Genomic DNA, 25,276 nt, shown 5'->3' on the forward strand with positions numbered 1-25,276 from the left:
AATAAAAATGAGTATTAAAAAATAAATGATTTAGGGAGGATAATATGGATATTATAGCTTTAATTTTGTTTTTAGGTGTTATTGTACTAGCCTTTGTACGTAAGAATAATGCAGGTATTTTAGCTTTAGCTGTTGGTGTCATAGCTGTTAGAATATTTGGTATGGATGAAAAAGAGCTCTATGGAGCTATAAGTAACTCAATGTTTACAACACTTGTTGGAATAACACTACTTTTTGCAATAGTAAATTCAACTGGAGCATTAAAATTAGTTGCAGAGAAAATAGTAGCTGTTTCTGGTAAGCGAGTTTGGCTTATTCCAATAGCAGTTTTTATTGCAGGATTTATTGTTGCAGGTGTCGGTCCAGGTGCAATTCCAGCACTTGCTATAATTCCAGCGATGGCTGTTCCTGTAGCAATAACTGTTGGTTATAATCCTGTAATGCTTGCACTTATAGGCGAATGTGGATTAATGGCAGGTCGTATGACACCTATTACTCCTGAAGGTCAAATCATAACAACTGTTGCAGAAAGTGTTGGAATTGAAAATGTTATGCCTGCTATTTTAGCATGTCAAACCTTATCAACGATTGTATTTTCAATAGTATTGTTCATAATTTTCAAAGGATATAAACTTAAAAAACCTATAAATATTATAGATAGTAAGAGTATAGAAAAGTTTAATGTAAAGCAAATAATTTCTCTTATAAGTATAGTAGTCATGATTGCTTTTATTATATTTTTCGATATGAATGTTGGGCTTGCTGCTTTTTCAGTTTCAGCTGTACTTCTTCTTTTCAATATCGCTGAAGATGGAGAATGCATCAAGGCAATTCCGTGGAGTACAATAGTAATGGTGCTTGGAGTGGGAGCAATGATGACAATTGTAGATGCAGCGGGAGGTATTGATTTGATGAGTAATGCATTATCATCACTAATGAATAGTAAAACTGCTACTCCAATTATGAGTATTTCAGCAGGACTCATGTCTATGGTAAGTTCAGCATTAGCAGTAGTGTATCCAACTATGATGCCTATGTGTGTTGATATAGCTAAATCAGTTGGAGGAGTAGACCCACTAGCACTTATTGCAGCAGTTGGTGTAGGAGGTTCTCTTGCTGGGGTAAGTCCACTTTCTACTGGTGGTGCATTGATTTTGGCAGCAATGGGGTCAAGCAAGAAAGATTTCAATAAAGAAGAACAAAACAAGGTGTTTGTTCAACTTTTCATTATGAGTGCAGTTGGACTACTGGTTATTGCAGTGGTGTCAGTTTTATTCTTTAATGGAATAGCACATATAATGCATTAATTTCGATAATGGGGGAATTTGTTATTAAACTTAACTTTTAATATTGATTAATATAATATAAATTGGAGGTATAGTTATGAAAAAAGGAGCATTAAGCAATATAAAAGTACTTGACCTTACTAGAGTTCTTGCAGGACCATATTGTACAATGATGTTAGCTGATTTTGGGGCACAGGTCATAAAAATAGAAGTACCAAAAAAAGGTGATGATACAAGAAAATTTGGACCTTTTGTAAATGGAGAAAGTTTATATTACGCAAATATAAATAGAAATAAGAAAGGTGTGACTTTAAATCTTAAATCAGAAGAAGGTAAAAATATATTCTTAAAAATGGTAAAAGAGGCTGATGTCGTGGTAGAAAATTATAGACCAGGTGTAATGGAAAAGCTAGGGCTTGGTTATGATGAATTATCTAAAGTTAATAATCAAATAATATATGGAGCTGTGTCAGGTTTTGGATGTTATGGACCATATTCAGAGCGTCCAGGATATGATATTATTGCACAAGCAATGGGTGGACTTATGAGTATAACAGGAAATGAAGGCGGTGAACCAACAAGAGTAGGAAATGCTATGGGAGATGTATTGGGAGGTATGAATTTAACTATTGGTATACTTATGGCACTTAATGCTAGAGCGATATTTGGAAAAGGACAAAGAGTAGACATTTCCCTCGTTGATTCAGTTGTATCATCTCTTGAAACTGGTATACAGAGATATTTTGATTCAGGTCAGCCTGAACTTATGGGAAATAGATATGCTTCTGCTTATCCTTATGATTCTTTTAAGGCAAGTGATGGTAATTTCGTAATAGGTTGTGGTAATGACAAGTTGTTTGAAAGATTGTGTAAAAAGGTACTTTTTAGAGAGGAGCTTTTAACAGATGAAAGATTTAAAACAAATCTTAATCGTTGTGAATACCATAAGGCTCTTAAATCAGAAATAGAAAAATGGTCTATTAAGCACACCATAAAAGAAGCAGTTGATTTAATATCAGAGGCTGGAGTTCCTGCAGCACCTATTTATAGTCTTGGAAATGTCACAACAGATGAACATATTGCAAAAGCGAGAGAAATGATTGTAGATATGAAACATCCTATTATAGGAGATATGAGAGTTAATGGAAATCCAGTTAAGTTGATGACAACAAAATCTCAAATTAATGTACCAGCACCATCTTTAGGAGAAAATAATGAAGAGATTTATAGCAGTTGGCTCGGTTTTGATAGTGAAAAAATAAATGATTTAAAAGAGAATGGAGTTATCTAACTTTAGAGAAAAGTATAGAGATAATATTAATAAAATTAGAAAACAATTCAATACATCCATTGTTAAGGCATTTATGAATATACATAAAGGTTTTAGAATAATATCAAAAAAATGATTAAATAAATATTGCAAGTCAAATCTAAAATTATCAGTAGCATTTAAGATAGAAAAAGCTATTTGGACATTAAGTCTTTGTAGCTTTTTTTATTTTTGTTAAGAAATCTATACTATTGAGACAAATACGTAGTAAAGTATCAAAAATGAGACTGTATTCTCAAAAATGAGACTGGATTTTTTTAGTATTTTCTCGAAAATGAGACAAAAATATGATTTTATGGATTTTATTGTAGAAAAATTCTTTAATAAATTATGATTTAATCAGTTTTAAAGGTAAAACCTATTAAAAATTTAGTGAAATTTATGTATATTTTGTTTATTTCATTAAAAAAAACAATTTTTTAACAAAAATAATGGAATTTAATAGAAGTTGGCGTAGAACTTGCTAATATATATCAACAAGAAATGTAGAAAAAATAACAATGTATAATAGGGGGAATATGATGGGATTTGAAATGGAAAATTTGAAAAATCTTAAGGTAGAACTTAAGGATAAAGTCTGTGTTATTACTATAAATAGACCTAAGGCTTTAAATGCTCTTAATAATGACACTCTTAGAGAGTTATCTCAAGTTATTGATGTAATATCAGAAAACGAGGAAATATTAGGAGTTATTATTACTGGAGAAGGTAAAGTTTTTGTAGCTGGGGCTGATATACGTCAGATGCAAAACTATAAAAGTGAAGAAGGCAGAAGATATGCAGGTTATGCACAAGGGATTTTTGACAAAATTGAAGCTCTTGAGAAAACAGTAATAGCAGCAGTTAATGGATATGCATTAGGTGGTGGATGTGAACTTGCTATGAGTTGTGACATTAGAATTGCATCAGAAAAGGCTATATTTGGACAGCCTGAAGTTAATTTAGGAGTAATTCCGTGTTTTGGTGGAACTCAAAGATTATCAAGACTTGTTGGAACTGGGATAGCCAAAGAATTAATTTTTACAGGAAGGCAAGTAAATGCAGAAGAAGCTAAATCTATTGGTCTTATTAATAAAGTAGTTCCAAGTGATGTGCTTTTAGAAGAGGCAATGAAGATGATGAATCAAATAGTTGAAAAAGCACCAATAGCAATAAGATATGCAAAAGTAGTTATTAATAAAGGAATAGATATGGATTTAAAAAATGCTCTTGAACTAGAGAAAGATATTGCAGGTTTAACTTTTGCTACAAGAGATAAACAAGAGGGTATGGATGCATTTATAGAGAAGAGAAAGCCAGTTTTTGAGAATAAGTAGCTATTATAACCAAATTGGAATAAATGTAGAAAATATTCAAAATCTAAATTTCGTGAAGAAACACACAGAGTTTAATTTTAAAAGGAGTTAATTTATGAATGCGGGAGTAATTATAAGTTTAGTAGGGATTATTATAGCCCTATCCCTTCTAGTTGTAATGGTTATGAAGGGAGTAAATATTTTTATAATAGCAATTGTATGTTCACTACTAGTTGCTATAACAGGAAATCTAAATGTATATAATGCACTCAAGGTGGATTATATGGCAGGTTTTGTTGGATTTCTCCAGGCGAATTTCTTTATTTTCCTAACAGGTACTTTAATGGGAAAAATAATGGAGATTACTGGTGGAGCGAAATCTATTGCTAAGATGATTGTAAGATGGATTGGTAAGGATAAAGCATTACTTTCTATTCCAATAGCTTGTGGAATATTAGCCTATGGAGGAGTAAGTGTTTTCGTTGTAAGTTTTGCAGTGTTTCCGATAGCCTTGGAAATCTTTAAAGAAGCTGATTTGCCACGTCGATTTATACCAGCAGCCTTGACTTTTGGATGTTCGACTTTTGCAATGGTTGCACCAGGAGCACCACAGATTCATAATATTGTTCCAGCGTCAACATTAGGGACAGACATTATGGCTGGTGCAGTAAATGGATTTATATCATGTGCAGTAATGTTTGTTGTTGGAAGCATCATTTTATATAGAATGGTTTCAAAAGAAAAAGCCAATGGTGGGCATTTTATAGCACATGAATCAGATATATTTGATGAAGTAGCAGCAACTAATTCGAAGAGAGGAAATGGTCCTAATGGTCTAATTGCGTTAATTCCATTAATAGTATCAATATTAATAATTAATGTAAAAATTAATGGACAAGCAATAGTACCAATTGAGGTAGGAGTGTTTATTGGAGCGTTATTAGTGTATTTATTGTTAAATAAATATCAAGATAATTCCAAAATAGTTGGACATGTTGGTGATGCATGTAAAACTACAGTAGTAGCAATATGTAATACTTGTGCTGTAGTTGCATTTGGCTCAGTTGTAAAATCAGCAGTTGGTTTTGACTTTATAGTTAATGCTATGACTAATATTCCTGGACCTCCTATTGCAGGAGCTGCCGTTGGAACTACAGTTATTGCAGGTATATGTGGGTCAGCTTCAGGTGGACTTGGAATCGCGGCTCCACTTCTTGGACCAGTATTTTTAGCTAAGGGTGTTTCTGCAGCCGCATTAACTAGAACTATGGCAATTTCATCAGCAGCATTAGATTCACTTCCTCATAACGGATATATCGTTACTGTAACAAATGGTCTATGTAAAGAATCACATAAAGATGCTTATATGCCAATATTCTGGGTGACTGTTTTGACCCCAATTATTGGAACCGTAGTAGCAGTTCTTATGTTTACGATGTTCCCAGGATTACCATAAAAGAAAAGATGAAAAATATACATTATATTTTGATATTGTAAAACTAATTTTCAAAATATGTACAATAAATTTTATGATTTAATACTATAAATAAAATATTTAAAATACCAAATCGACAGTATAAGGAGGAATTAAAAGTGTTAAATAAACCATTAGAAGGTGTTAAGGTAATTGACTTAACATATTTTGTAGCAGGTCCAGGAACTTCTAAAATATTAGCTGACTGGGGTGCGGATGTAATTAAGGTAGAGCCAAGCTTTGGAGACCCGGGAAGAAAGACAGGGGCAACAATGACAATGCCAATAGATGATTATAATAATCCTTTTTACAGTACATATAATTCAAATAAAAGAGGTTTGTCTATAAATCTTAAGAGTGAAGCTGGAATTGAAATTATGGATAAGCTTTTAAGTGAAGCAAACGTGTTTGTTTCAAGCTATAGAACAGGAGCATTAAAAAGGCTAGGTCTTGACTATGAATCATTAAGTAAAAAACACCCACATCTTATCTGGGGACAAATAAATGGTTTTGGTGATTTTGGACCTGCTAAGGACAATGCAGGATTTGATACAGTTGCCTTTTGGGCAAGAAGTGGAGCTATGCTTGATATAGCAGAGAAGGATACAAGTCCAATAAACCCACCTATAGCCTTTGGAGATGCGACAACTTCTTGTAGCTTATCTGGAGGTATATGTGCAGCTTTATACCAACAAGCTAAGACTGGAAAAGGTCAAAAGGTAATGGCATCTTTGTTTGGACAAGCAATATGGAATGCATCATCTTTATTGGCATCTACACAGTTTAGTGATGAGTATCCAAAAACTAGAAAGAATGCCATTTCTCCAGTAATAAATTCTTATCGTTGTAAGGATGGAAAGTGGATATTCTTAAGTATCCTAGAACATGAAAGATATTTTGAGGCACTTTGCAGATTATTTGGAAGAGAAGATTTGATAAAAGAAGAGAGATTTGCATCTTCAGTAGAAAGTAAGAAAAATGCTACAGAGCTTATTAATATTTTAGATGGTGAGTTTGCAAAATTTACTCAAAATGAGATGGTTGAAAAGCTTACTACTGCGGATATAGCCCATGAAAGAATTCAGCATGTTAATGATGTAGTAACTGATGAACAGGCTATTGCTAATAACTATATATATGAACATACAAGTAAAAATGGAAATAAAACAATGCTTGCATCCACTCCAGTTAAGTTTGGAAATATTGAAGTTAATATGACTTGTGATGCCCCACTTATAGGAGAACATTCAGATGAGATATTGAGAGAACTTGGATACAGTGATTCTGATATAGAAGCTCTAATTGAATCTGGAATTGTAGCAATGAATAAAGAAACATGTGAACTATGTTAATAAATAGGAGGAAATTTTATGGATTTTAGATTAACAGAAGCCCAAGTAATGCTTCAAAGAGTAGCAAGAGAATTTGCAGAGAAGGAAATAGCACCAATAGCTGCAGAAACAGATAAAACTGGTATTTTCCCAAGAGAACTTTTTAGCAAAATGGCTAAAATAGGATTTAATGGTATTGGGACACCTGTTGAATATGGAGGTTCTGGTGGAGCAGATATAGAAAAGGTAATTGTTGTTAATGAGGTTGCCAAAAAATGTGCAGCATCTGCAGCAATACTATCAATACACACAATATATGCTCAAGCTATTTTGAAATTTGGTACTGAGGAACAAAAGAAGAAATACCTTCCGATGATGGCTGAAGGTGGGTGTGTAGGAGCTTTTGCTTTAACTGAGCCTAATGCTGGTTCAGATGCTGCAAGAGCTGCAACAACTGCAATTATTGATGAAGCAACTGATGAATATGTTTTAAATGGAACTAAGTGTTTTATTTCTGGTGGAGGTCAAGCAGAATCATTAGTAATATTTGCATTGACAGAACCATCAAAGGGAATAAAGGGGATGTCTGCTATTATAGTTGACAAAGGTACTCCAGGTTTCTCAATAGGAAAAATTGAAGAAAAAATGGGTATACATGGTTCAGAAACTGCAGAGTTAATATTTGATAACTGTAGAGTTCCAAAGTGTAACCTATTAGGAAAAGAAGGAAAAGGCTTCAACATAGCTATGACTTGTCTAGATGGTGCAAGAATTGGAGTTGGAGCTCAAGCTGTAGGAATTGCTGAAGGGGCCTTAGAAGAAAGTATCAAATATTCTAAAGAAAGAGTTCAATTTGGCAAGCCAATTTCAGCTTTGCAAGGTATTCAATGGTATATTGCAGATATGGCTACTATGGTGGAATCAGCAAAATTGTTAGTATATTATGCTGCGGATTTGAAAACTAGAGGCGAAAAACACACTAAAGAAGCTGCCATGGCAAAATACAATGCATCACGTACTGCAAGAGAAGTTACAAATCTAGCTCTCCAAATCCATGGAGGATATGGATATATGAAAGATTATCCATTAGAGAGAATGTACAGAGATGCTAAGATAACAGAAATTTATGAAGGTACTTCAGAAATACACAAGGTTGTTATTTCAAGAGCAGTACTAGGATAGGAGGAAGATTATGAATATAGTTGTTTGCTTAAAGCAAGTTCCAGACACTAATGAAGTTAAAATAAATAAAGAGACAGGTACCCTAATAAGAGATGGTGTACCAAGTATAATCAATCCAGATGATAGAAATGCTTTAGAAGAAGCTTTAAAAATAAAAGATGAACTGGGAGCAGTGATTAAGGTTATAAGCATGGGACCTCCTCAAGCTAAAAACGCTTTAAAAGAAGCTTTGGCGATGGGTGCTGATGAGGCATATTTAATTTCAGATAGAGCTTTTGGTGGCTCAGATACTTGGGCTACATCTACAATTATTGCTGCTGCTATAGAGAAGGTCGGAAAGTATGATGTAATATTCTGTGGAAGACAAGCTATAGATGGAGATACAGCTCAGGTTGGACCAGAGGTTGCAGAATTTTTGGGAGTTCCACAGGTTACCTATGCAAAAGAAGTAAAGGTTCAAGGTGATAAACTACTAGTAACTCGTTATACAGAAACTGGAGATTACTTAATAGAAGCAAAGATGCCAGTTTTATTAACTGCTATAAAAGAGTTAAATAATCCAAGATATCCAAGTGTTAAAGGAATCTTAGAAGCTTACAATAATGGAGATGCAAAAATTACTGTGTTAACACTTTCAGACTTAGATGTTGATACAACTCAAATTGGATTAAAGGGTTCACCTACAAATGTTTACAAGTCGTTTGTACCAGTTAAAGACAAACATAATGAAATAATCGAAGGTATAAATAAGAAAGAAAAAGCTGAAAAGTTAATAGAAATACTATTCGATTTGAAACTAGTATAGGAGTGTTAAGATGATGAGAGCAAAAGTTAATCAAAGTATAAATTTAAATGACTATAATGGAGTTTGGGTAATAGGAGAGCAAAGGGAAGGAAAAATTAATCCAGTTACTATAGAACTTATTGGTGAGGGAAGAAAGCTTGCTGACCAATTAGGAAAAGAGCTTTCAGTTGTAATAGCTGGATATGAAGTAGATAAAGAAGTGAAGGAATTACTTCACTATAGTGTCGATAAAGCATATTATATCAATGACCCTCTTCTTAAAGATTTCACAACTGATGGATATGCAATTTCAATTGCAGATTTAATTGAAGTGAAAAAGCCAGAGGTGGTACTAGTTGGAGCTACTTCTATAGGAAGAGATATTGCACCTAGAATTGCAGGTAAAATTGGAACAGGTCTAACTGCCGACTGTACAAAACTTGAAATAGATTTAACAGACAATAAATTATTACAAACGAGACCAGCCTTTGGTGGAAATTTAATGGCTACTATCGTTTGTCCTAAAAATAGACCACAGATGTCAACTGTTCGTCCAGGGGTTATGGCAAAAGCTATAAGAACTGAATCAGAGAATGGAGTTTTAGAGGTTGTTAATCCAGGACTTACTGAGAAAATGATTAGAACTAGATTAGTAGAAATGCTTCCACAAGAAAAGAAAGCTATAAATCTAACTGATGCTAGAATAATAGTTTCTGCAGGAAGAGGATTAAAGAGGGCAGAAGGATTTGAATTAATAAAGGAATTGGCTGATAAATTAGGGGCAGAGATTGGTGCTTCAAGAGCCGCAGTAGATTCAGGGTGGATAGAGCATTCCCATCAAGTTGGACAAACAGGAACTACTGTTAGACCAGAGTTATATATTGCATGTGGTATATCTGGAGCAATACAACATTTAGCAGGTATGAGTGATTCTAAGTATATAGTTGCTATAAATAAAGATTCAAAAGCACCTATTTTCAATATATGTGACTATGGAATTGTAGGGGATTTATATGAAATCCTACCTGAAATGATAGAGTCATTAAATAGGTAACTTTTAGAAAACATTGAATATATAGAATGGTAAGTCTTATAATATTGTATTGTAAGACTTATTATTTTTGCTGAAGGTTATAGTGGAGGGATGAAACAATGAAAGAGCACTGGTATAAGGATATATTTGCAAGAGTATTATCCATGACTGATGATGGTTTTATTGTTGTAGATAAAGATGGAGTAATCATAGATATTAATGATAAATATTGTGATTTCTTAGGGAAAGCAAAAGAAGATATAATAGGACATAATATACAAATTATTATACCAAATACAAAAATGTTGGATGTTATGAGAGATAAATATTGTGAAGAAGGAGCTATACACCATTACTCAGGTGGAGAAACAAAAGAAAAAAGTGTAATAGTAAGTAGATCTTATGTGGAAAATGACAGTGGAGAAGTGGTTGCAGGTGTAGCTCAAGTTAAATTTAGATTACAATCATTTGATGTAGCTAAAAAGTTAATGTCAGAATATATGGAACTCCAATATTATAAAGAACAGTTTAAGGATAAATGTAGTTTTGATAAGCTCATAGGTGAAAATAAAGATTTCATAGAGCTTAAGAAAACAGGTATGAAAGCTTCTAAAACGAACTTCTCAGTACTTTTGACAGGGGAAACAGGTACAGGTAAAGAAGTATTTGCTAGAGCAATTCATAATAATAGCAGTAGAGCAGACAAACCTATGGTTAGTATAAACTGTGCTGCAATACCAGAAGAACTATTAGAATCGGAGCTATTTGGATATGACGAAGGAGCTTTTACAGGAGCAAAAAAGGGAGGCAAAAAAGGTAAGTTTTTAGTTGCAAATAATGGCACTATCTTCTTAGACGAAATAGGTGATATGCCTTTGACGATGCAAGCAAAACTTTTAAGAGTTCTTCAGGAAAATGAGATAGAACCAGTTGGGGGTCTTAAAACGATAAAGATAGATGTAAGAGTAATCTCTGCTACAAGAAAGAATTTAAGTAAAATGGTTGAAGAGGGATTATTTAGAGAAGATTTATACTATAGGTTAAATGTAATAAATATTCATATGCTGGAATTAAAGGACAGACAAGATGATATTTTGTTGTTAGCAAATTACATATTAAACAAATTAAATTCTGAATATAAGGAATTGAAGGTTTTAAGTGATAAGGTTAAAAATTGTTTTATTAACTATATTTGGCCAGGAAATATAAGAGAACTACAGAATGTAATAAAAAGTGCTTATGCTGTAAGTGATGATATGGTCATTATGATGTGTGACCTTCCATCTAAAATGGATAATATCAGTAGAGTGGCTCAATGTAACGTGGACAGTAATTGCTCAATTCATGAAATGGTGGAAAATTATGAAAAGAGTTTAATTATTGATGTGTTAACGAAGTATAATTGGAAATGTTCCAAGGCAGCAGAAGTTATGGGAATACATAAAAGTCTTTTATATAAGAAAATAAAAAAGTACAAAATTGAATTAAAGTAATTTCAGCATTTAAATATGATTTAATTGTTTTGGGCATAACAAAACCCTCCTAGTTTTAGACAGATTTACGTATTTTAACTGTCTTCTAAGAGGGTTATAGTCCAAATTCAAAGTGAATTTTATCTAGTCTTTACAAAAGCTGTTTTGAATAGGTTGTTATTTAATCATAATTTTCTACTTCTTTATCAAGTTCTTTTCCACAAGAATCACATTTATATATAGCATTATATCCGTAATCATATTCATCAACTATTTTCTTTTGTCTAAATACACCGCCACACTCACATAAGAAACCGATTTTTATAAGTGTAACAATAAATTGTGACTTTATAAATTTTATATCATTACACTTGTCATTAGTATAAAATGTATAAATGTAAGAGTTATCACATTCATCTCTTAATTCAAATTTTTCAATATATGTGCTGTTTTTTAATTCCTCAAATTCTTCTTTAGTCAAGTATGATTTTTGTTGCAATTCCTGTAAGCGTTTAATTTGGTCCATCATTTATATCCTCCCAATAATTTTAGTGTTTTAAGCTTAGACAAGGATTCTAAGTTTTATTAAATTTATCTCAAGGAATTATTTAAATCATATTTAGTTTTATTAATGATAAGATATATAAATTAGATAAAATAAAACTAATTGTAAAAATAATATCCTATGAAAACCTAAATTACTAACCCCTTACTAACCCGAAAACTAAAAAAGAAAAAAGAAAAATATATCCAAACATAAGTGATATATAAATAAAAATATTCTATATAAATTTAACTTTAAATATTCTGACAATAATATATAAAAATATATTATAGTTAAAATATACCACATATTTTGGGTATTGTATACTGGAATTAAGGTAATTAATTTATTTTTTAACATGCAAATGATTGTGTAAAAAAAAACAAGACTCAAAAATTTTTATATTCTTTGATAGAATAAAAATGAGAGTAAATTTATTGAATTTTATAAAATTTATAAGGGGTGAGTTTGGGGTATGCAAGAAAATAAAAATGATATATTTGAATCAATAGATAATGATGATTTTGATAATAAGACAGAAGATGAATATTTAGAAATAGTAAGAAAAAATGGATTGAATTTAATATACATAAAAAATCAAACAGAAGAGATATGTTTAGAGGCTGTTAGACAAAATTGTAATGCAATAAAATGTGTTCAGAATCAAACAGAAAAAATATGTTTAGAAGCAGTTAAACAAGATTGGAGAATGTTAGAATTTGTGGAAGAACCAACAGAAGAAATTTGTATGTTAGCCATTAATCAAGATGGAACAGCATTAAAATACATAGAAAACCAAACAGAGGAATTGTGCTTAAGGGCTGTTGAAAAAAATGGTGCTGCATTGGAATATGTAAAAGAACAAACAGAAGAAATATGTATAGAAGCAGTAAGAAATAGTGAATTTGGGTTAGCTAGGGTAAAAAAACAAACAGAAAAAATATGTATGGAAGCAGTTAAGCATTGCAGTTACAATCTAAAATGGGTAGAAAATCAAACAGAAGAAATATGTATGGAAGCAGTGAGACAGAATGGGCTTGACTTGAAATTTGTAAAAGAGCAAACAGAAACAATCTGTTTAAGAGCAGTAAGACAAAATGGAATGGCGCTAGAATTTGTAAAGGAACAAACTATTGGTATATGTTTAAAGGCAGTGAGACAATACGGAATGGCATTAAAATTTGTAAAAGAGCAAACAGAAGAAATTTGTACAGAAGCTATAAAACAAGATAAAAGAGCACTTAGTTTTGTAAAAGAAAATAAAGAAAAATATAAAGCTTTATGTGATAATAATGAGCCATTTGCAAAACGCTATGTTAGAAATGTAATAGAAAAAGAAAACAGAGCATTGATTAAAAAGGGAGAAGAAAATGCAAAAATCAAAATTGCAGGAAAACTTTACGATAGAGGAATGTCATTTCAAGATATATCAGACATAGTAGAGATTGAAATAAGCAAGTTAAAAGTGAGTTTAGGTATCTTTTAAAGCAATAAATTTAGGTATTTTTTTAATTGAATAGTTAATAAAAAAATAATCAACTAGTTCTTTGTAGTATAGTAAAATTAGTGCTATAATTTGACATATAATAAATTATTTTTATTGAATAAGGGGGAGTTAAAGTTGAAGATTACCATATTATATCAAACAAGAAGTGGAAACACAGAAAAGGTAGCTAAGATGATAGAAGATGGAGCTAAAAAAGTAGATGGTGTAGAAGTTAAACTCATGAGATTTGACAATATTGACTCAGATTATTTAAGTGAAAGTAAGGCAGTGATATTTGGAACACCAACTTATTTAGCAAATACAACTTGGGAAGTAAAAAAATGGTTTGATGAAGATTCAAGAAAAGTCAACTTAGCTGGAAAATTGGGGGCAGTTTTTGCTACATGTGACTATGTATGTGGAGGTCCAGATGTTGCGATACTTACTATAGTAGGTCACTTGATGGTAAAAGGTATGCTTGTGTACTCTGGAGGAGGCTCTTTAGGGAAACCATTCATACATTTGGGACATGTACATTCAGTTGAAGGACCAGAAGTACAAAATGAGAAGGCCATAATATTTGGCGAAAGAATTGCTACTAAAGCAAAAGAACTATTTGCTTAATTTCTATATGCATAATAAGAATTATAATAAATTTAAATTTTTAGTGGGGATTTGGTGTAAAAGTTATAAAATAAAAATTTTTCCATAAAATTACTCAAGATAAATTATGATATAATTATAAATTAATTATATTATTAAAATAATTAAAATTAAACATTAATAGTGAGGGAAGTTTATGGTATGGCATATAGAATATGAAATTTTTTCTGCAATTATAGTTATTTTTTTAATGGTATATTTTTTTAGAAGTAAATTTATACCTACGTTACAAAACAAAATATATTGTGCACTTTTAGTATTCTCATTTTTATTTATAATTTCAAATATTTTAGGCTCATTTTGCCTAAATAATGTAGATGAAATTCCAATTTTTATTACTGCTTTATTGAATCAAGTATATTTATTATTATTGCCAATACCAGCAGCGCTTGTATCGTTTTATGTTATGGCTATTATTTATCAAGATATAAGGTATATGAAAAAAAGATTATTATTTTTATCTATACCACTCATAATTTGTATAATCTTATCTATCACAAATCCTTTTACACATATTCTATTTGGATTGTCAAAAGAAACAGGTTATATACGAGGTTATGGATATGTTGCAACTTTTGCATCGTTTTTCTTTTATGCAATATATTCAGCATTTTTGTCTTTTAAATATAGAAAAGCGATGCATGAATCAAAAATATGGGCTATTAGAGGTTTTCTTATAGTTTCAGTTGTAGCAATTATATTACAGGCAATATTTTTACAGTATCTTCTTACAGGAGCTGCATGTGCATGTAGTTTACTTTTGACATATCTTTCTATGCAGAATCGAGGTCTTATTATTGATGACCTTACTGGTGTACTCAATAGACAATCTTTTATTCAAGAGTTAGATTTAAATATCAATACTGAACAATCAGGATTTATTATTACAATTGCACTTGATGACTTTAAATTTATGAATGAAACTTTTGGGACTAAAAATGGAGATATTGCATTAAAAGAAGTCGGAAAATATTTGATTCACATACATGATGTAAATCATGTATACCGAATAGGTGGAGATATATTTTCTATTGTTGTAAATAGTCAACTAGGTATACAGCCAGAGGAGATTATTAAAAAAATAGAAGAAAGATTCAAAAAACCTTGGTTAGTAGAAGAGATAAATTTTAATTTGGCAACTAGTATTGCTGTTGTTTATTATCCCGAAAATGCTGAAACAACAGAAGATGTCATAGTTGCTATAGATTTTTCTATACATGAGGCAAAGCGTTCTGAGTCAAAGCATGTTATTTATGCAGATGCATCTATAAGTGAGAAGATAAAGAAGAAACATGTGATTAAAAATTGTTTAAAAGAGGCATTAGAAAATGATGGATTTGAAGTGTACTATCAACCAATATTCTCTAATAGTAAAGGTAGGTTTACTTCAGCTGAAGCATTACTTAGGATGGAACATAAAGACTTGGGATTTATACCTCCAGATGAATTTATAACAATTGCAGAACAAACAGGGTTGATTAACTCAATTGGGTTAGTGGTTTTTGAGAAAGTATGTAAATTTATAGCTAGTGATGATTTTAAAGATTTGAAATTAGATAATATAGCTGTTAATCTTTCTGTAGTGCAGTGCATGCAAAAAAACTTGGCTGATGATTTACTTTATCTTATGGATAAATACAATGTATCACCAACTAAGTTTAAACTTGAAATTACAGAAACTGTGGCATTAGGTTCTTTTAATATAATTAAAGAAACGATGGAAAGATTGATTGATTTAGGAGCTAAGTTTTCACTTGATGACTTTGGAATTGCTTATTCTGGAGTTACTAATATGCTTTCTTTGCCATTCTCAATAATTAAGTTAGATAAGAGTTTGATTTGGTCTATGAATGAAGATGACAGGCACAAACTTACAGTTGAAACTATTATAGCTCTTATAAATAAATTGAATATGAAAGCTGTAGCAGAGGGTGTTGAGACTGCTGAATGTGCTGAAGACTTGGCAACTATGGAGTGTGAATATTTACAAGGTTATTATTTTTCTAAGCCAGTTCCAGAAGATATTTTGAAAAATCTATTGAGAGGAAACGTACTTGTAGACTAATATCCTTTATTTTTTTAATTACAATTTTGTTCATTGACACTGTCAGTTATATATTATAAAATTAACACAATAACAAATATTAAAATTATTATACATATTATTAATATTAATTCCTAAAGTAAAGATTTATTATATATTTTTATAACTTAGAATATATATTTTACTTAATTATTCTAAAGTAAGAAAGGAAGATGTGACATGAATAAAAAGAAAATATTAGTACCAATTGATGGGACAGAGAGAAGTATGCATTCTTTGGAATTTATACAAGGAATATTCAAAAAAGATGAAGTCGAAGTAGAAATAATGAATGTAAAAGAACTAGTATTTATTGATGGCATATCCCTGGCTGAAGAAATAAAGAATTCTGAGAACTTAGGAAGAAGAATCCTGGATAAAGCAGCAGAGATAATGGGTGAGTATGATGTTAAAGTACACTTTACTTTTGGATATCCAGGAGATGAAATAATTAGAAAAGCAAAAGAAGATAATGTAGATTTTATAGTTATGACAAAATCTACTAAAAAAGGTCTTACAAGAATTATAGGTTCAGTAACAGCGAGTGTAGTTAAACAAGCAAAGTGCATAGTAATGATTGTACCGGAGTAGAATTAGTGAGGTATTTGAAATATGAATAAAAAGATAGTAGCAGTTTGTGAAAGTGAAAGAAGTTTAAATTCTCTTAAGGAAGCTGCAAATGATTTAGGATTTGATTTAGTTTATGAAATTCAAGAGAATGATAATATAAAAAATGAACTTTCAATTTATGATATAGAAGATGCATCTATTGTATTATTTGTTACAAGCGATTCTATAGAAAGTATAGATAAGATTGACAGATTCATAGATAGAGAATTTTATGAAGTTGATCCAAAATATATAATAGAAGATGCAAAATCTATAGTAAGTGAAATTTTAATAGACTTAAATTAATCGTGGGTGTCGCACTAAAAATAGGGCGACACCTTTTTATGTATTTTATAAGAAAATCCCAACTTATTTAAAATTGAGATTTTCTAAAAAATAGAGTTAAAATAAAGTATAAGCTTAATCATGTTGAAATAACTGAATAACATCTTCTAAATGATTGTACATTGATGTGTAACCTAAGTCAGAATCTTTATTGTCAAATGCTATTATTATATTATTATGATGGCTAATCATATCCTGTAAAGAGTTTCTATATTTAAACCCAAAGTATTGGTTAGAAGACACTGTTTTAGGTATTAACTCATAATATTTTATAAAAATTGGATTATGAGAGGCCAATATTATTTCCTTATGAAATTGTAAGTCAGCATCATAACATTCTTCTATAAAACCTTGAGAAACCTTATCTAGTTCTTCTACTGACTTCAAATAGGCATGTCTTATTTTTTGAAGTTCTTTAGTAGTAGCATTTAAAATTGCCAATCTTGTAGCTTCACTTTCTATAAGTTGTCTTGACCTTAAAGATTCAACATAAAATTCTTGTATGTTGTGATTTTTATATACTTCATTATCATCAAACAGGTCAATTTTTTTGAATCCTTCAACTATAGGGCTTGAGTAAGGTATAGCTCTAAGTATTCCTTCTTTACAGAGTATGTCTATGGCTTTTCTTACAGGGATTCTACTTATATTAAACAAGTCAGCAATCTTTCTCTCACTTGGTAATTTACTATTAATTTTAAAAGTTCCATTTAAAATATTTAATTTAATATAATCAATAATTTTTTCAGTGGCATTTAAGTTTTTCATAAGAACTCCTAAACATATAATTTTTTTATGATTGTATTATATCATAGTTAAGAGTTAAATCTAGTTTTTTATAATATGTATAAGATAAGATAGAAGCCATTATAGCTATAATAGCTAAGGTAAAATAACCATATTGCATTGAAATATAATCTGATATTTTACCAACTAACATTGGAAATATAGACATTCCTATAGCATAAATTGCTTGAAAGAATCCCATTGCAGTAGATTTCTGATGTTTTGGTACATTTTTCATAGACTCACTAGTAAGGTAAGAAAGGAGTATACCTGTAGACATACCTGGGAGTAATTGTAATATAAAAATTATAGTAATATTTTTTACTGTTGGAACTAGAAAACAATAAACTGAAATAAAAAGAAATACTAGAGGAATCCAAAACTTAGGCCCATACTTTGTACAAAATTTAGTAGATGCAAATCCAGAAAAGGCAACAGCACACAACATATAAAATATAGAGGATAGACCTATAAGGGTAGAGCTAGAACCTAAGTCTTTAAGAATTTGAGTAGTAAATGACATCGTTGTAGACATTTGAATACCTTGTTGAATCAATGCCATAAAAGAAAAAAATATAAGTCTTTTATCCATACATATATATATAGAGTCTTTAATAGATATTTTTTTTAGTATATTATTTGAGTTGTGTTCTTTTATATTTAAAGCTAGGATTGTTCCAATAGCTGAAGATGATACACTCATAATACATAGAGTTGTCATTCCAAATTTTTCATAAAATAAAGTGCTCATAACAAATCCAATTAACATCCCTAGATTGTTTACTAATATTATTATGCTTGTAGATTTTTGTTGATGTTTTACAGAAAAAAAGTTGGTGTAGTGGACCATGTAAGAAATCCAAGTTGATGATGATATTCCAGATAGAATATTAGCTATAAGAAAACCACTACCTCCAGGAGAAAAGATTCTTATAAGAGAGGCTAAACCAGCAAAGAAAATTCCTGATAGTATAAATATTTTATGTTTATTTATTGAGTCAGCAAAGACTCCAACAGGAAGTCTTAGTAAACATTGTGAGATTCCATAGGCACCTATTATTATACCTATCATGTTTGTAGACACATTACAGGCATTCAAATATGTATTTTGAAAAGGTATGTATACATATTGCGAAAACCAGAAAAAAGCAACAATAATAAGTAAAAGTAGTTTTTGATTAGATATTTTTTTCATATTATCCTCCAAATGGTATTTTTATAATGCAAATAATATACCATTTAGAATTTTTAATCAAGTATTTTATGATTAAAAAATAAATTAAATATATAATTATTATTTACTAAAAAATTATATTTTATAGTTGAATTAAGAAAACGCTTGTGTTAATATTAAGTTAACAAATTTGAATATTATAACAGTAGACGTGTTACTGGTAATGCAGGCAAGATCGAATCAATTTTTATAGATTATCTATAGGGTACTATGGGTATAATCTATTTATTTGGTTCGATTTTTTTGTTTAAATGGCCATAAAACAAAAAGCCTATAATTTAAAATGGAGGATTTTTTATGGATTATAAAAATATAGCTCAAGAAATTCTACTAAACGTAGGAGGAAAAGAGAATATAAATGAAGTGACTCACTGTATGACAAGGCTTCGATTTAAGGTTAGGAATTCTTCTAAAGTGGATAAAGAGAAGTTATCCAAGACAGAAGGAGTAATAACTGTTGTTGAGAGTATGGGTCAAATACAAGTTGTAATTGGTAATAAAGTAAAAAAAGTATACGACGAGGTCATAAAAATGGTGCCTCAAACAAATGAAGTAAGTAAAAGAAATGAAAATCAGGAAAAACAAGGTATAATGAATTCGATATTATCTGCAGTAGCTGGTATATTCACACCAACAATACCTGCTATAGCAGGAGTTGGTATGATTAAAGGTATTTTATCAGTCCTTGCAATGTATTATATGAATAAAAATGGAGTGGATATAAAAGAAACTCAAAGTTATATCATTTTAAATGCTATGGCTGATTCCATATTTTACTTTATGCCAATTATACTAGGATATACTGCGGCTAAGGTATTTAATGCAAATAAAATAATATCAATGGTACTAGGGGCTACACTTTGTTATCCTGCTTTTACAACTTTGATGGCAGGTGAAGAGACAGTTAGATTTTTAGGTCTGGTAGTAACTAAAGCTACATATACATCATCTGTTATTCCAATAATTATTGCTATATGGGCTCTTTCATATGTTGAAAAAGTATTAGAAAGGTATATCCCTGAAGTAATCAAAATAATAATGGTTCCTACACTATCATTAGTTATAATGCTACCTGCAACATTATTTCTATTTGGACCAATTGGGATATATGTAGGAAATGTAATAAACTTTTCTTATAAGTATATTTATGAACTAAGCCCTGCATTGTGTGGAGCTTTTGTAGGTGGTTTATGGTGTGTGTTGGTTATATTTGGTGCACATAGAGCGCTGTTGCCAATAGGTATAAGTGATGTTGCTCAGACAGGAAGACAAAATTTATTGGCATTTGCAGGAGCTGCTAACTTTTCACAAGCAGGAGCTGCCCTAGGGGTATTCTTCAAAACCAAAAATCAAGGTCTAAAAACAATTTCTATGTCTGCAACTATAACAGCTCTATTTGGTATAACTGAACCTGCAATATACGGTGCTAATCTTAGGCTGAAAAAACCTATGGTATGTGCTGTAATATGTGGTGCAATTGGAGGTGCCATAATGGGAATGGGTGGAGCTTATGGTAACGCATTTGCAAACCAAGGTGTTTTAACTATACCTGTATATGCTGAAGCAGGTACATTAGGATTTTTAAGTTATTTAGGAGGTTGTGCTATAGCATTTTTTGGGTCAGCTATTTCAACTTATATAGTTGGATTTGAAGATTTAGAAGAAGTTTCAAAAGAAGAGAGTTCAGTTATAAAAATAGAAACACAAGATGGTGTTATTGATATAACTTCTCCTGTTGAGGGCGAATGTATAGAGTTATCAGAAGTAAAGGATGATGTATTTGCATCAAAAGCTATGGGAGAAGGTATAGCTGTATTACCTACAAAAGGAGTAATAACAGCACCTACTGACTGTGAAGTAGCTTCCTTATTTCCAACATTACATGCAATAGGATTAAAGCTAGATAATGGAGCAGAAATGTTAATACATGTTGGAATTAATACAGTAGAGTTAAATGGTAAATACTTTACAAAACATGTCAATCAAGGAGATTTAGTGAAGAGAGGCGATAAACTTATATCCTTTGATATAGATAAAATAAAAAAGGCTGGTTATGATGTAACTACACCAGTTATAGTAAATAATACATTTGATTTTGGACAAGTAGTTTCTTGTAAGCCTAGTTATGTATCTACTAATGATAATATTATTTCATTAGTACTAGCTAATAACTAAGTTAATTTAACTAGAAATAAGTAAAAAATGAATAATCAAGTATATTAAAAAAGTGAGCTTACTGCAATGAATTAATAAAGAAAATAATTAATGTAAAAGGAGAAATATTTATGAGTACAGGATTTCCAAAAAATTTTTTATGGGGAGCATCATCTTCTGCATTTCAAGTAGAAGGAGCTTGGGATGAAGATAATAAAGGCAAAACCGTAGCTGACTACAATTCTTTTAAAAAATCTCATTTACAAGCAGATACTAAGATAGCATCAGATTTTTATCATAACTATGAAGAAGATATTGAATTAATGAAAGATTTAGGGATGAAGACCTATCGTTTTTCAATTTCATGGGCTAGAATAATTCCAGATGGTGAAGGAGAGATAAATCAAAAGGGTATAGATTTTTATAACAAGATAATAGATAAACTAATAGAGTGTGATATTGAACCATTTGTAACTTTATACCATTTTGACCTTCCATTTGCACTAGTAGAGAAATACAATGGATGGGAAAGTAGAAAAACTGTTTATGCTTTTGAAAAGTTTGCTAAAATATGTTTTAAGTATTTTGGAGATAGAGTAAAGTATTGGCAACCTCATAATGAACAGAATCTAATTGTTAGAGTAGAGGAGCGAATTAATATATATGATGAAACAGACCCATGGAAGATAGATAAGATGCGTGCTCAGATGGATTACAACCTTTGTCTAGCACATGCATTAGCAGTTAATGCATGCCATGAAATGATAGAAGGAAGTAAAATTGGAGCAGCTGTATCATCATCTGTAACATATCCTCTTACATCCAAGCCAGAAGATGTGTATGCTGCTAGAATGAATGATAACTTTAAAGTGTACTATATGCTTGATATGCATCATTATGGAGAATATCCAGGATATTATATGAATTACCTTGAAAAAAGAAATATAATTCCTCATATGGAAGAAGGGGACAAAGAAATACTTAGAAAATCTAAAATGGATTTTATAGCTGTAAATTACTATAGAACAAATTGTGCAGAAGCCTTACCTGAGGATTCGCAACATCCATTTGGCTTAAGAGAAGGAACTGTTGATTTTAGTATGTATGGATTATTTAAAATGTCGATGAATCCTAATCTGAAAGCTTCAGAATATGGAGCATCAATAGACCCATCAGGTCTTAGGGTAGCTTTAAATGAATATTGGCAAAGATACCACTTACCTGTTATAATAACTGAAAATGGACTTGGAGCTAAAGATGTATTAGAAAAAGGAAAAATTCACGATGACTATCGTATAGATTATTTAAGAAGTCACATAAATGCATGTAAATTAGCTATTGAAGATGGTGTAGAGATGATTGGATATTGTCCATGGTCATTTACAGACCTTTTAAGTTCTTCACAAGGTTTTAATAAGCGTTATGGACTTGTTTATATAAATAGAACAGACCATGAAGTTTTAGACTTACAAAGAATAAAGAAAGATAGTTTTTACTGGTATAAAGAAGTTATAGAGAACAATGGAATAACAAAATAAACATAAATATATATTGAGGGTTTTAGTATGTATATTACAAAGGTATTAAACAATTCATTGCTACTTGCAAAGGATGATAATGGCGAAGAAATAATATTGATGGGTAAAGGTATTGGTCACAATTATAAGGTTGGGTCTGAGTTGAATAAAGAAGATATAGAAAAGACCTTTGTTCTTCATGATGAAAATACAAAAAAGAGTATTATACAACTTGCATCAGAAATAGATGCAGAATACTTTGGTATAGCTCAGATGATAATCGCATATGGAATAGAAAAATATAACTTAAAACTTATGAACCATATATATTTGGCTTTAACTGACCACATCGCCTTTGCAGTGAGACGCTTTAAAGAAGGTATAATGATTGAAAATAACTATTTGTTTGAAATAAAAGAGTTTAACCCAAAAGAATATGATATAGGAAGATATGCAATTACTGTTTTTAAAGAGGTTCTTGGCTTAGAGTTACCAGAAGAGGAAATTAGTAATATAGCAGGTCATTTTATAAATGCACAACAGGATAATCCCTATAGTGATAGAAATAAGAGAAGTGCTAAGATTGTAAATGCTATTTTGCAGATAGTTCATTATCACTTTTCTATTGTATATAATAAAGAGTCATTTTATTATAGGAGATTTGTAATGCATCTAAAGGCATTTTCACAAAGATTTCTAGCCAATGAACCATCAAAAGAAAAGATAGATTTTATTTATGAGCAAGTTCAAAAAAATTGTAAGGAAGAGTATGAATGTGTAAAAAAGATAGGAGCTTATATATACAAGGAGTATTCTAGAGAATTGCCTAAACAAGAGGAATTATATTTAATGATTCATGTTCATAAGATTTTAGGAGAATTAGATGAAAATTGTTAGAATATCTTAGTATATTAGTAATCTGATAACAAAAACAAGAATTAATTAAATTTTAATAAGGAAATTACTTAAAGAGATAGTGAATATTCACTCTCTCTTTGTTTTTATATAAAAGTAGGCAAGGTGAGTAGTTCGTCAAATATATATAACATAATTTTCAAAAGTATTTACATCAGAAAAGAAATAAAAATTGTAGCTAAAAAATATTTCATGGACTGAGAATAAATCTAAAATATATTTTTTTAATAATATGTTAGAAAATGAGAATATTTAAATAAAAAAAAGAATATTATATATAGTTGACAAAATGTGGAAATTAATATATTATATAAATATAGAAATAGTAATCATTACTATTATTGAAAAGGGAGGAATTAATTATGAATTTAAAAGGAACTAAAACAGAAAAAAATTTAATGGCAGGATTTGCAGGAGAATCAGAAGCAAGAAACAAATATACATACTATGCTTCAAAAGCTAAAAAAGAAGGTTATAATCAAATAGCTGCTATATTTGAAGAAACTGCTAACAATGAAAAAGAACATGCTAAGTTATGGTTTAAGCTTTTACATGATGGCATGCCTTCAACAGAAGAAAATTTAAAAGATGCAGCAGCAGGTGAAAACTATGAGTGGACTGATATGTATGCAAAATTTGCTAAAGAAGCTAAAGAAGAAGGATTTGACAAAATAGCTTATTTATTTGAGGCTGTTGGAAAAATAGAGAAAGAGCATGAAGAAAGATACTTAAAGCTTTTAGAAAACTTAAATGAAGGAAAAATATTTAAAAGAGATGAAGAGGTTGTTTGGCAATGTCAAAACTGTGGTCATGTTTATGTAGGTACTGAAGCACCAGAAAAATGCCCAGTATGTGACCATCCAAAGGCTTACTTCAATATAAAAGCTGAAAACTATTAAAAATTATTATAATTAAAAAGGAATGTTAACTATGAAATTTTCTAAACAAAGAGAACTGATTTTAAATGAAATATTAAATAATCCGGTTCACCCTACTGCGGATTACCTATATGAAAATTTAAAAAAAGATAATCCAAATTTAAGCTTAGGAACTGTGTATAGAAATTTAGCCCAGCTGACAGAACATGGCTTTATAAGAAAGGTTAGTATTCCAGGAAATCCAGATAGATTTGATGGTAGAATAGATAATCACTATCATATCATATGTGAAGTATGTGGAGAGGTGTACGATTTAGAATCTGATGTTCTTAATAATTTAAAAGAATCAATAGCAGAGGAAACAGACATAAAAATAACATCTTATAACATAAGTTTTAAAGGGATTTGTAATAATTGTGAAAAGTGTAGCCAAGTAGGTTAACTTTCAAATTCTAAAAAATAATTAATGAGGTGAGTTTATGTGTAGTGAACAAAAATTTTTTATATGTGAGACTTGTGGAAATATTGTAGGAATGATACAAAATAGTGGCGTACCTGTTTTCTGTTGTGGAAAGCCTATGAAAGAGCTTGTTCCTAATACAACAGATGCAGCAGTTGAAAAACATGTACCTGTGATTGAAGTAGAAGGAAATAATGTTACTGTAAAAATAAGTAGTGTTGCTCATCCAATGACTAAAGAACATCATATAGCATGGGTATATCTTATGACTGAGCAAGGTGGTCAACGTAAATGTCTAACAGTAGATGGAGAACCTATAGTTAAATTTGCTTTGAATGATGATGATAAAGTGATTTCTGCATATGCTTACTGTAATTTACATGGATTATGGAAGGCTGAACTGTAATATTTAAAT

The 25,276-nt window shown here is 30.5% G+C and carries 23 protein-coding genes; 20 read left to right on the forward strand and 3 right to left on the reverse strand.

Translation table 11 applies throughout. The features are described 5' to 3' along the window. Window positions 1-44: 44 nt before the first annotated feature. The 9 genes from Q3287_RS02470 to Q3287_RS02510 all read left to right on the forward strand — a co-directional run bounded on the left by Q3287_RS02470 (window position 45) and on the right by Q3287_RS02510 (window position 11,208). Window positions 45-1,307, forward strand: coding sequence for an SLC13 family permease (locus tag Q3287_RS02470; RefSeq protein WP_167640438.1), 1,263 nt, complete (start codon window positions 45-47; stop codon window positions 1,305-1,307). A gap of 76 nt (window positions 1,308-1,383) precedes the next feature. After that, complete coding sequence (locus tag Q3287_RS02475) at window positions 1,384-2,577, forward strand: CaiB/BaiF CoA transferase family protein (protein ID WP_407963467.1); 1,194 nt, start codon at window positions 1,384-1,386, stop codon at window positions 2,575-2,577. A gap of 557 nt (window positions 2,578-3,134) precedes the next feature. Then, window positions 3,135-3,932, forward strand: a complete 798-nt coding sequence (locus tag Q3287_RS02480; RefSeq protein WP_407811898.1) for an enoyl-CoA hydratase-related protein — start codon at window positions 3,135-3,137, stop codon at window positions 3,930-3,932. Window positions 3,933-4,026: 94 nt separating this feature from the next. Next, on the forward strand, window positions 4,027-5,367 hold the full coding sequence (locus Q3287_RS02485) for a GntP family permease (RefSeq protein WP_054269435.1): 1,341 nt from the start codon (window positions 4,027-4,029) through the stop codon (window positions 5,365-5,367). A gap of 137 nt (window positions 5,368-5,504) precedes the next feature. Further along, window positions 5,505-6,737: a CaiB/BaiF CoA-transferase family protein gene (locus tag Q3287_RS02490; RefSeq protein ID WP_054269436.1), complete on the forward strand. Its 1,233-nt coding sequence runs from the start codon at window positions 5,505-5,507 to the stop codon at window positions 6,735-6,737. An 18-nt stretch (window positions 6,738-6,755) separates the two neighbouring features. Then, window positions 6,756-7,898 (forward strand): acryloyl-CoA reductase, encoded by a 1,143-nt coding sequence (gene acrC, locus Q3287_RS02495; protein WP_407963468.1) that lies wholly within the window; start codon window positions 6,756-6,758, stop codon window positions 7,896-7,898. Window positions 7,899-7,908: 10 nt separating this feature from the next. Next, window positions 7,909-8,703, forward strand: coding sequence for an electron transfer flavoprotein subunit beta/FixA family protein (locus Q3287_RS02500; RefSeq protein ID WP_054269438.1), 795 nt, complete (start codon window positions 7,909-7,911; stop codon window positions 8,701-8,703). Between the two features lie 13 nt (window positions 8,704-8,716). Beyond that, window positions 8,717-9,736, forward strand: a complete 1,020-nt coding sequence (locus tag Q3287_RS02505; RefSeq protein WP_407963492.1) for an electron transfer flavoprotein subunit alpha/FixB family protein — start codon at window positions 8,717-8,719, stop codon at window positions 9,734-9,736. Window positions 9,737-9,834: 98 nt separating this feature from the next. Next, window positions 9,835-11,208: a sigma-54 interaction domain-containing protein gene (locus Q3287_RS02510; RefSeq protein ID WP_407963469.1), complete on the forward strand. Its 1,374-nt coding sequence runs from the start codon at window positions 9,835-9,837 to the stop codon at window positions 11,206-11,208. A gap of 160 nt (window positions 11,209-11,368) precedes the next feature. Here the strand turns inward: Q3287_RS02510 and Q3287_RS02515 are convergent, their stop codons facing one another. Then, on the reverse strand, window positions 11,369-11,716 hold the full coding sequence (locus Q3287_RS02515; protein ID WP_223153301.1) for a hypothetical protein: 348 nt from the start codon (window positions 11,714-11,716) through the stop codon (window positions 11,369-11,371). 490 nt (window positions 11,717-12,206) lie between these two features. Between Q3287_RS02515 and Q3287_RS02520 the strand changes: the two genes are divergently transcribed. The 5 genes from Q3287_RS02520 to Q3287_RS02540 all read left to right on the forward strand — a co-directional run bounded on the left by Q3287_RS02520 (window position 12,207) and on the right by Q3287_RS02540 (window position 16,878). Then, the gene (locus tag Q3287_RS02520) at window positions 12,207-13,217 is read left to right on the forward strand and encodes a DUF4116 domain-containing protein (protein ID WP_407814503.1); all 1,011 of its coding nucleotides are present in this window, start codon (window positions 12,207-12,209) and stop codon (window positions 13,215-13,217) included. Window positions 13,218-13,352: 135 nt separating this feature from the next. Next, window positions 13,353-13,841 carry a flavodoxin family protein gene (locus Q3287_RS02525; protein WP_054276085.1) on the forward strand — a complete coding sequence of 163 codons (489 nt, stop codon included), beginning with the start codon at window positions 13,353-13,355 and terminating at the stop codon, window positions 13,839-13,841. Window positions 13,842-14,016: 175 nt separating this feature from the next. Beyond that, complete coding sequence (locus Q3287_RS02530; RefSeq protein ID WP_407963470.1) at window positions 14,017-15,945, forward strand: EAL domain-containing protein; 1,929 nt, start codon at window positions 14,017-14,019, stop codon at window positions 15,943-15,945. A 198-nt stretch (window positions 15,946-16,143) separates the two neighbouring features. Then, window positions 16,144-16,554, forward strand: a complete 411-nt coding sequence (locus Q3287_RS02535; RefSeq protein WP_054269444.1) for a universal stress protein — start codon at window positions 16,144-16,146, stop codon at window positions 16,552-16,554. Between the two features lie 21 nt (window positions 16,555-16,575). Beyond that, a complete protein-coding gene (locus tag Q3287_RS02540; RefSeq protein ID WP_021383628.1) occupies window positions 16,576-16,878 on the forward strand; it encodes a PTS Lactose/Cellobiose specific IIB subunit in 303 nt (100 codons plus the stop codon). A 114-nt stretch (window positions 16,879-16,992) separates the two neighbouring features. On the opposite strand, the gene Q3287_RS02545 is transcribed toward Q3287_RS02540, so the two are convergent. Beyond that, window positions 16,993-17,685, reverse strand: coding sequence for a FadR/GntR family transcriptional regulator (locus Q3287_RS02545; protein ID WP_407963471.1), 693 nt, complete (start codon window positions 17,683-17,685; stop codon window positions 16,993-16,995). Between the two features lie 25 nt (window positions 17,686-17,710). Beyond that, window positions 17,711-18,898 (reverse strand): MFS transporter, encoded by a 1,188-nt coding sequence (locus Q3287_RS02550; RefSeq protein ID WP_407963472.1) that lies wholly within the window; start codon window positions 18,896-18,898, stop codon window positions 17,711-17,713. Between the two features lie 336 nt (window positions 18,899-19,234). Between Q3287_RS02550 and Q3287_RS02555 the strand changes: the two genes are divergently transcribed. From Q3287_RS02555 to Q3287_RS02580, 6 genes are all read left to right on the forward strand, one after another. Next, complete coding sequence (locus tag Q3287_RS02555) at window positions 19,235-21,112, forward strand: beta-glucoside-specific PTS transporter subunit IIABC (protein ID WP_054276089.1); 1,878 nt, start codon at window positions 19,235-19,237, stop codon at window positions 21,110-21,112. Between the two features lie 110 nt (window positions 21,113-21,222). Then, window positions 21,223-22,629: a glycoside hydrolase family 1 protein gene (locus tag Q3287_RS02560; protein ID WP_054276090.1), complete on the forward strand. Its 1,407-nt coding sequence runs from the start codon at window positions 21,223-21,225 to the stop codon at window positions 22,627-22,629. A gap of 27 nt (window positions 22,630-22,656) precedes the next feature. Further along, window positions 22,657-23,505 (forward strand): PRD domain-containing protein, encoded by an 849-nt coding sequence (locus Q3287_RS02565; RefSeq protein ID WP_407963473.1) that lies wholly within the window; start codon window positions 22,657-22,659, stop codon window positions 23,503-23,505. 380 nt (window positions 23,506-23,885) lie between these two features. After that, window positions 23,886-24,422: a rubrerythrin gene (gene rbr / locus Q3287_RS02570; protein WP_074179207.1), complete on the forward strand. Its 537-nt coding sequence runs from the start codon at window positions 23,886-23,888 to the stop codon at window positions 24,420-24,422. A gap of 31 nt (window positions 24,423-24,453) precedes the next feature. After that, window positions 24,454-24,843, forward strand: a complete 390-nt coding sequence (locus Q3287_RS02575) for a Fur family transcriptional regulator (protein WP_054269446.1) — start codon at window positions 24,454-24,456, stop codon at window positions 24,841-24,843. Window positions 24,844-24,880: 37 nt separating this feature from the next. Beyond that, window positions 24,881-25,267, forward strand: a complete 387-nt coding sequence (locus Q3287_RS02580) for a desulfoferrodoxin family protein (RefSeq protein ID WP_054269447.1) — start codon at window positions 24,881-24,883, stop codon at window positions 25,265-25,267. The last annotated feature ends 9 nt before the right edge of the window (window positions 25,268-25,276 follow it).

The sequence above is a fragment of the Clostridioides sp. GD02404 genome (assembly GCF_045898275.1).
GTDB classification, from domain to species: Bacteria; Bacillota; Clostridia; order Peptostreptococcales; family Peptostreptococcaceae; genus Clostridioides; species Clostridioides difficile_A.

Excerpts from the sequence above, each read along its gene's own strand:
- Q3287_RS02470 (WP_167640438.1), top strand. The coding sequence starts at position 45 with ATGGATATTATAGCTTTAATTTTGTTTTTAGGTGTTATTGTACTAGCC.
- Q3287_RS02475 (WP_407963467.1), top strand. The coding sequence starts at position 1,384 with ATGAAAAAAGGAGCATTAAGCAATATAAAAGTACTTGACCTTACTAGA.
- Q3287_RS02480 (WP_407811898.1), top strand. The coding sequence starts at position 3,135 with ATGATGGGATTTGAAATGGAAAATTTGAAAAATCTTAAGGTAGAACTT.
- Q3287_RS02485 (WP_054269435.1), top strand. The coding sequence starts at position 4,027 with ATGAATGCGGGAGTAATTATAAGTTTAGTAGGGATTATTATAGCCCTA.
- acrC (WP_407963468.1), top strand. The coding sequence starts at position 6,756 with ATGGATTTTAGATTAACAGAAGCCCAAGTAATGCTTCAAAGAGTAGCA.
- Q3287_RS02500 (WP_054269438.1), top strand. The coding sequence starts at position 7,909 with ATGAATATAGTTGTTTGCTTAAAGCAAGTTCCAGACACTAATGAAGTT.
- Q3287_RS02505 (WP_407963492.1), top strand. The coding sequence starts at position 8,717 with ATGAGAGCAAAAGTTAATCAAAGTATAAATTTAAATGACTATAATGGA.
- Q3287_RS02510 (WP_407963469.1), top strand. The coding sequence starts at position 9,835 with ATGAAAGAGCACTGGTATAAGGATATATTTGCAAGAGTATTATCCATG.
- Q3287_RS02515 (WP_223153301.1), bottom strand. The coding sequence starts at position 11,716 with ATGATGGACCAAATTAAACGCTTACAGGAATTGCAACAAAAATCATAC.
- Q3287_RS02520 (WP_407814503.1), top strand. The coding sequence starts at position 12,207 with ATGCAAGAAAATAAAAATGATATATTTGAATCAATAGATAATGATGAT.
- Q3287_RS02530 (WP_407963470.1), top strand. The coding sequence starts at position 14,017 with ATGGTATGGCATATAGAATATGAAATTTTTTCTGCAATTATAGTTATT.
- Q3287_RS02535 (WP_054269444.1), top strand. The coding sequence starts at position 16,144 with ATGAATAAAAAGAAAATATTAGTACCAATTGATGGGACAGAGAGAAGT.
- Q3287_RS02540 (WP_021383628.1), top strand. The coding sequence starts at position 16,576 with ATGAATAAAAAGATAGTAGCAGTTTGTGAAAGTGAAAGAAGTTTAAAT.
- Q3287_RS02545 (WP_407963471.1), bottom strand. The coding sequence starts at position 17,685 with ATGAAAAACTTAAATGCCACTGAAAAAATTATTGATTATATTAAATTA.
- Q3287_RS02550 (WP_407963472.1), bottom strand. The coding sequence starts at position 18,898 with ATGAAAAAAATATCTAATCAAAAACTACTTTTACTTATTATTGTTGCT.
- Q3287_RS02555 (WP_054276089.1), top strand. The coding sequence starts at position 19,235 with ATGGATTATAAAAATATAGCTCAAGAAATTCTACTAAACGTAGGAGGA.
- Q3287_RS02560 (WP_054276090.1), top strand. The coding sequence starts at position 21,223 with ATGAGTACAGGATTTCCAAAAAATTTTTTATGGGGAGCATCATCTTCT.
- Q3287_RS02565 (WP_407963473.1), top strand. The coding sequence starts at position 22,657 with ATGTATATTACAAAGGTATTAAACAATTCATTGCTACTTGCAAAGGAT.
- rbr (WP_074179207.1), top strand. The coding sequence starts at position 23,886 with ATGAATTTAAAAGGAACTAAAACAGAAAAAAATTTAATGGCAGGATTT.
- Q3287_RS02575 (WP_054269446.1), top strand. The coding sequence starts at position 24,454 with ATGAAATTTTCTAAACAAAGAGAACTGATTTTAAATGAAATATTAAAT.
- Q3287_RS02580 (WP_054269447.1), top strand. The coding sequence starts at position 24,881 with ATGTGTAGTGAACAAAAATTTTTTATATGTGAGACTTGTGGAAATATT.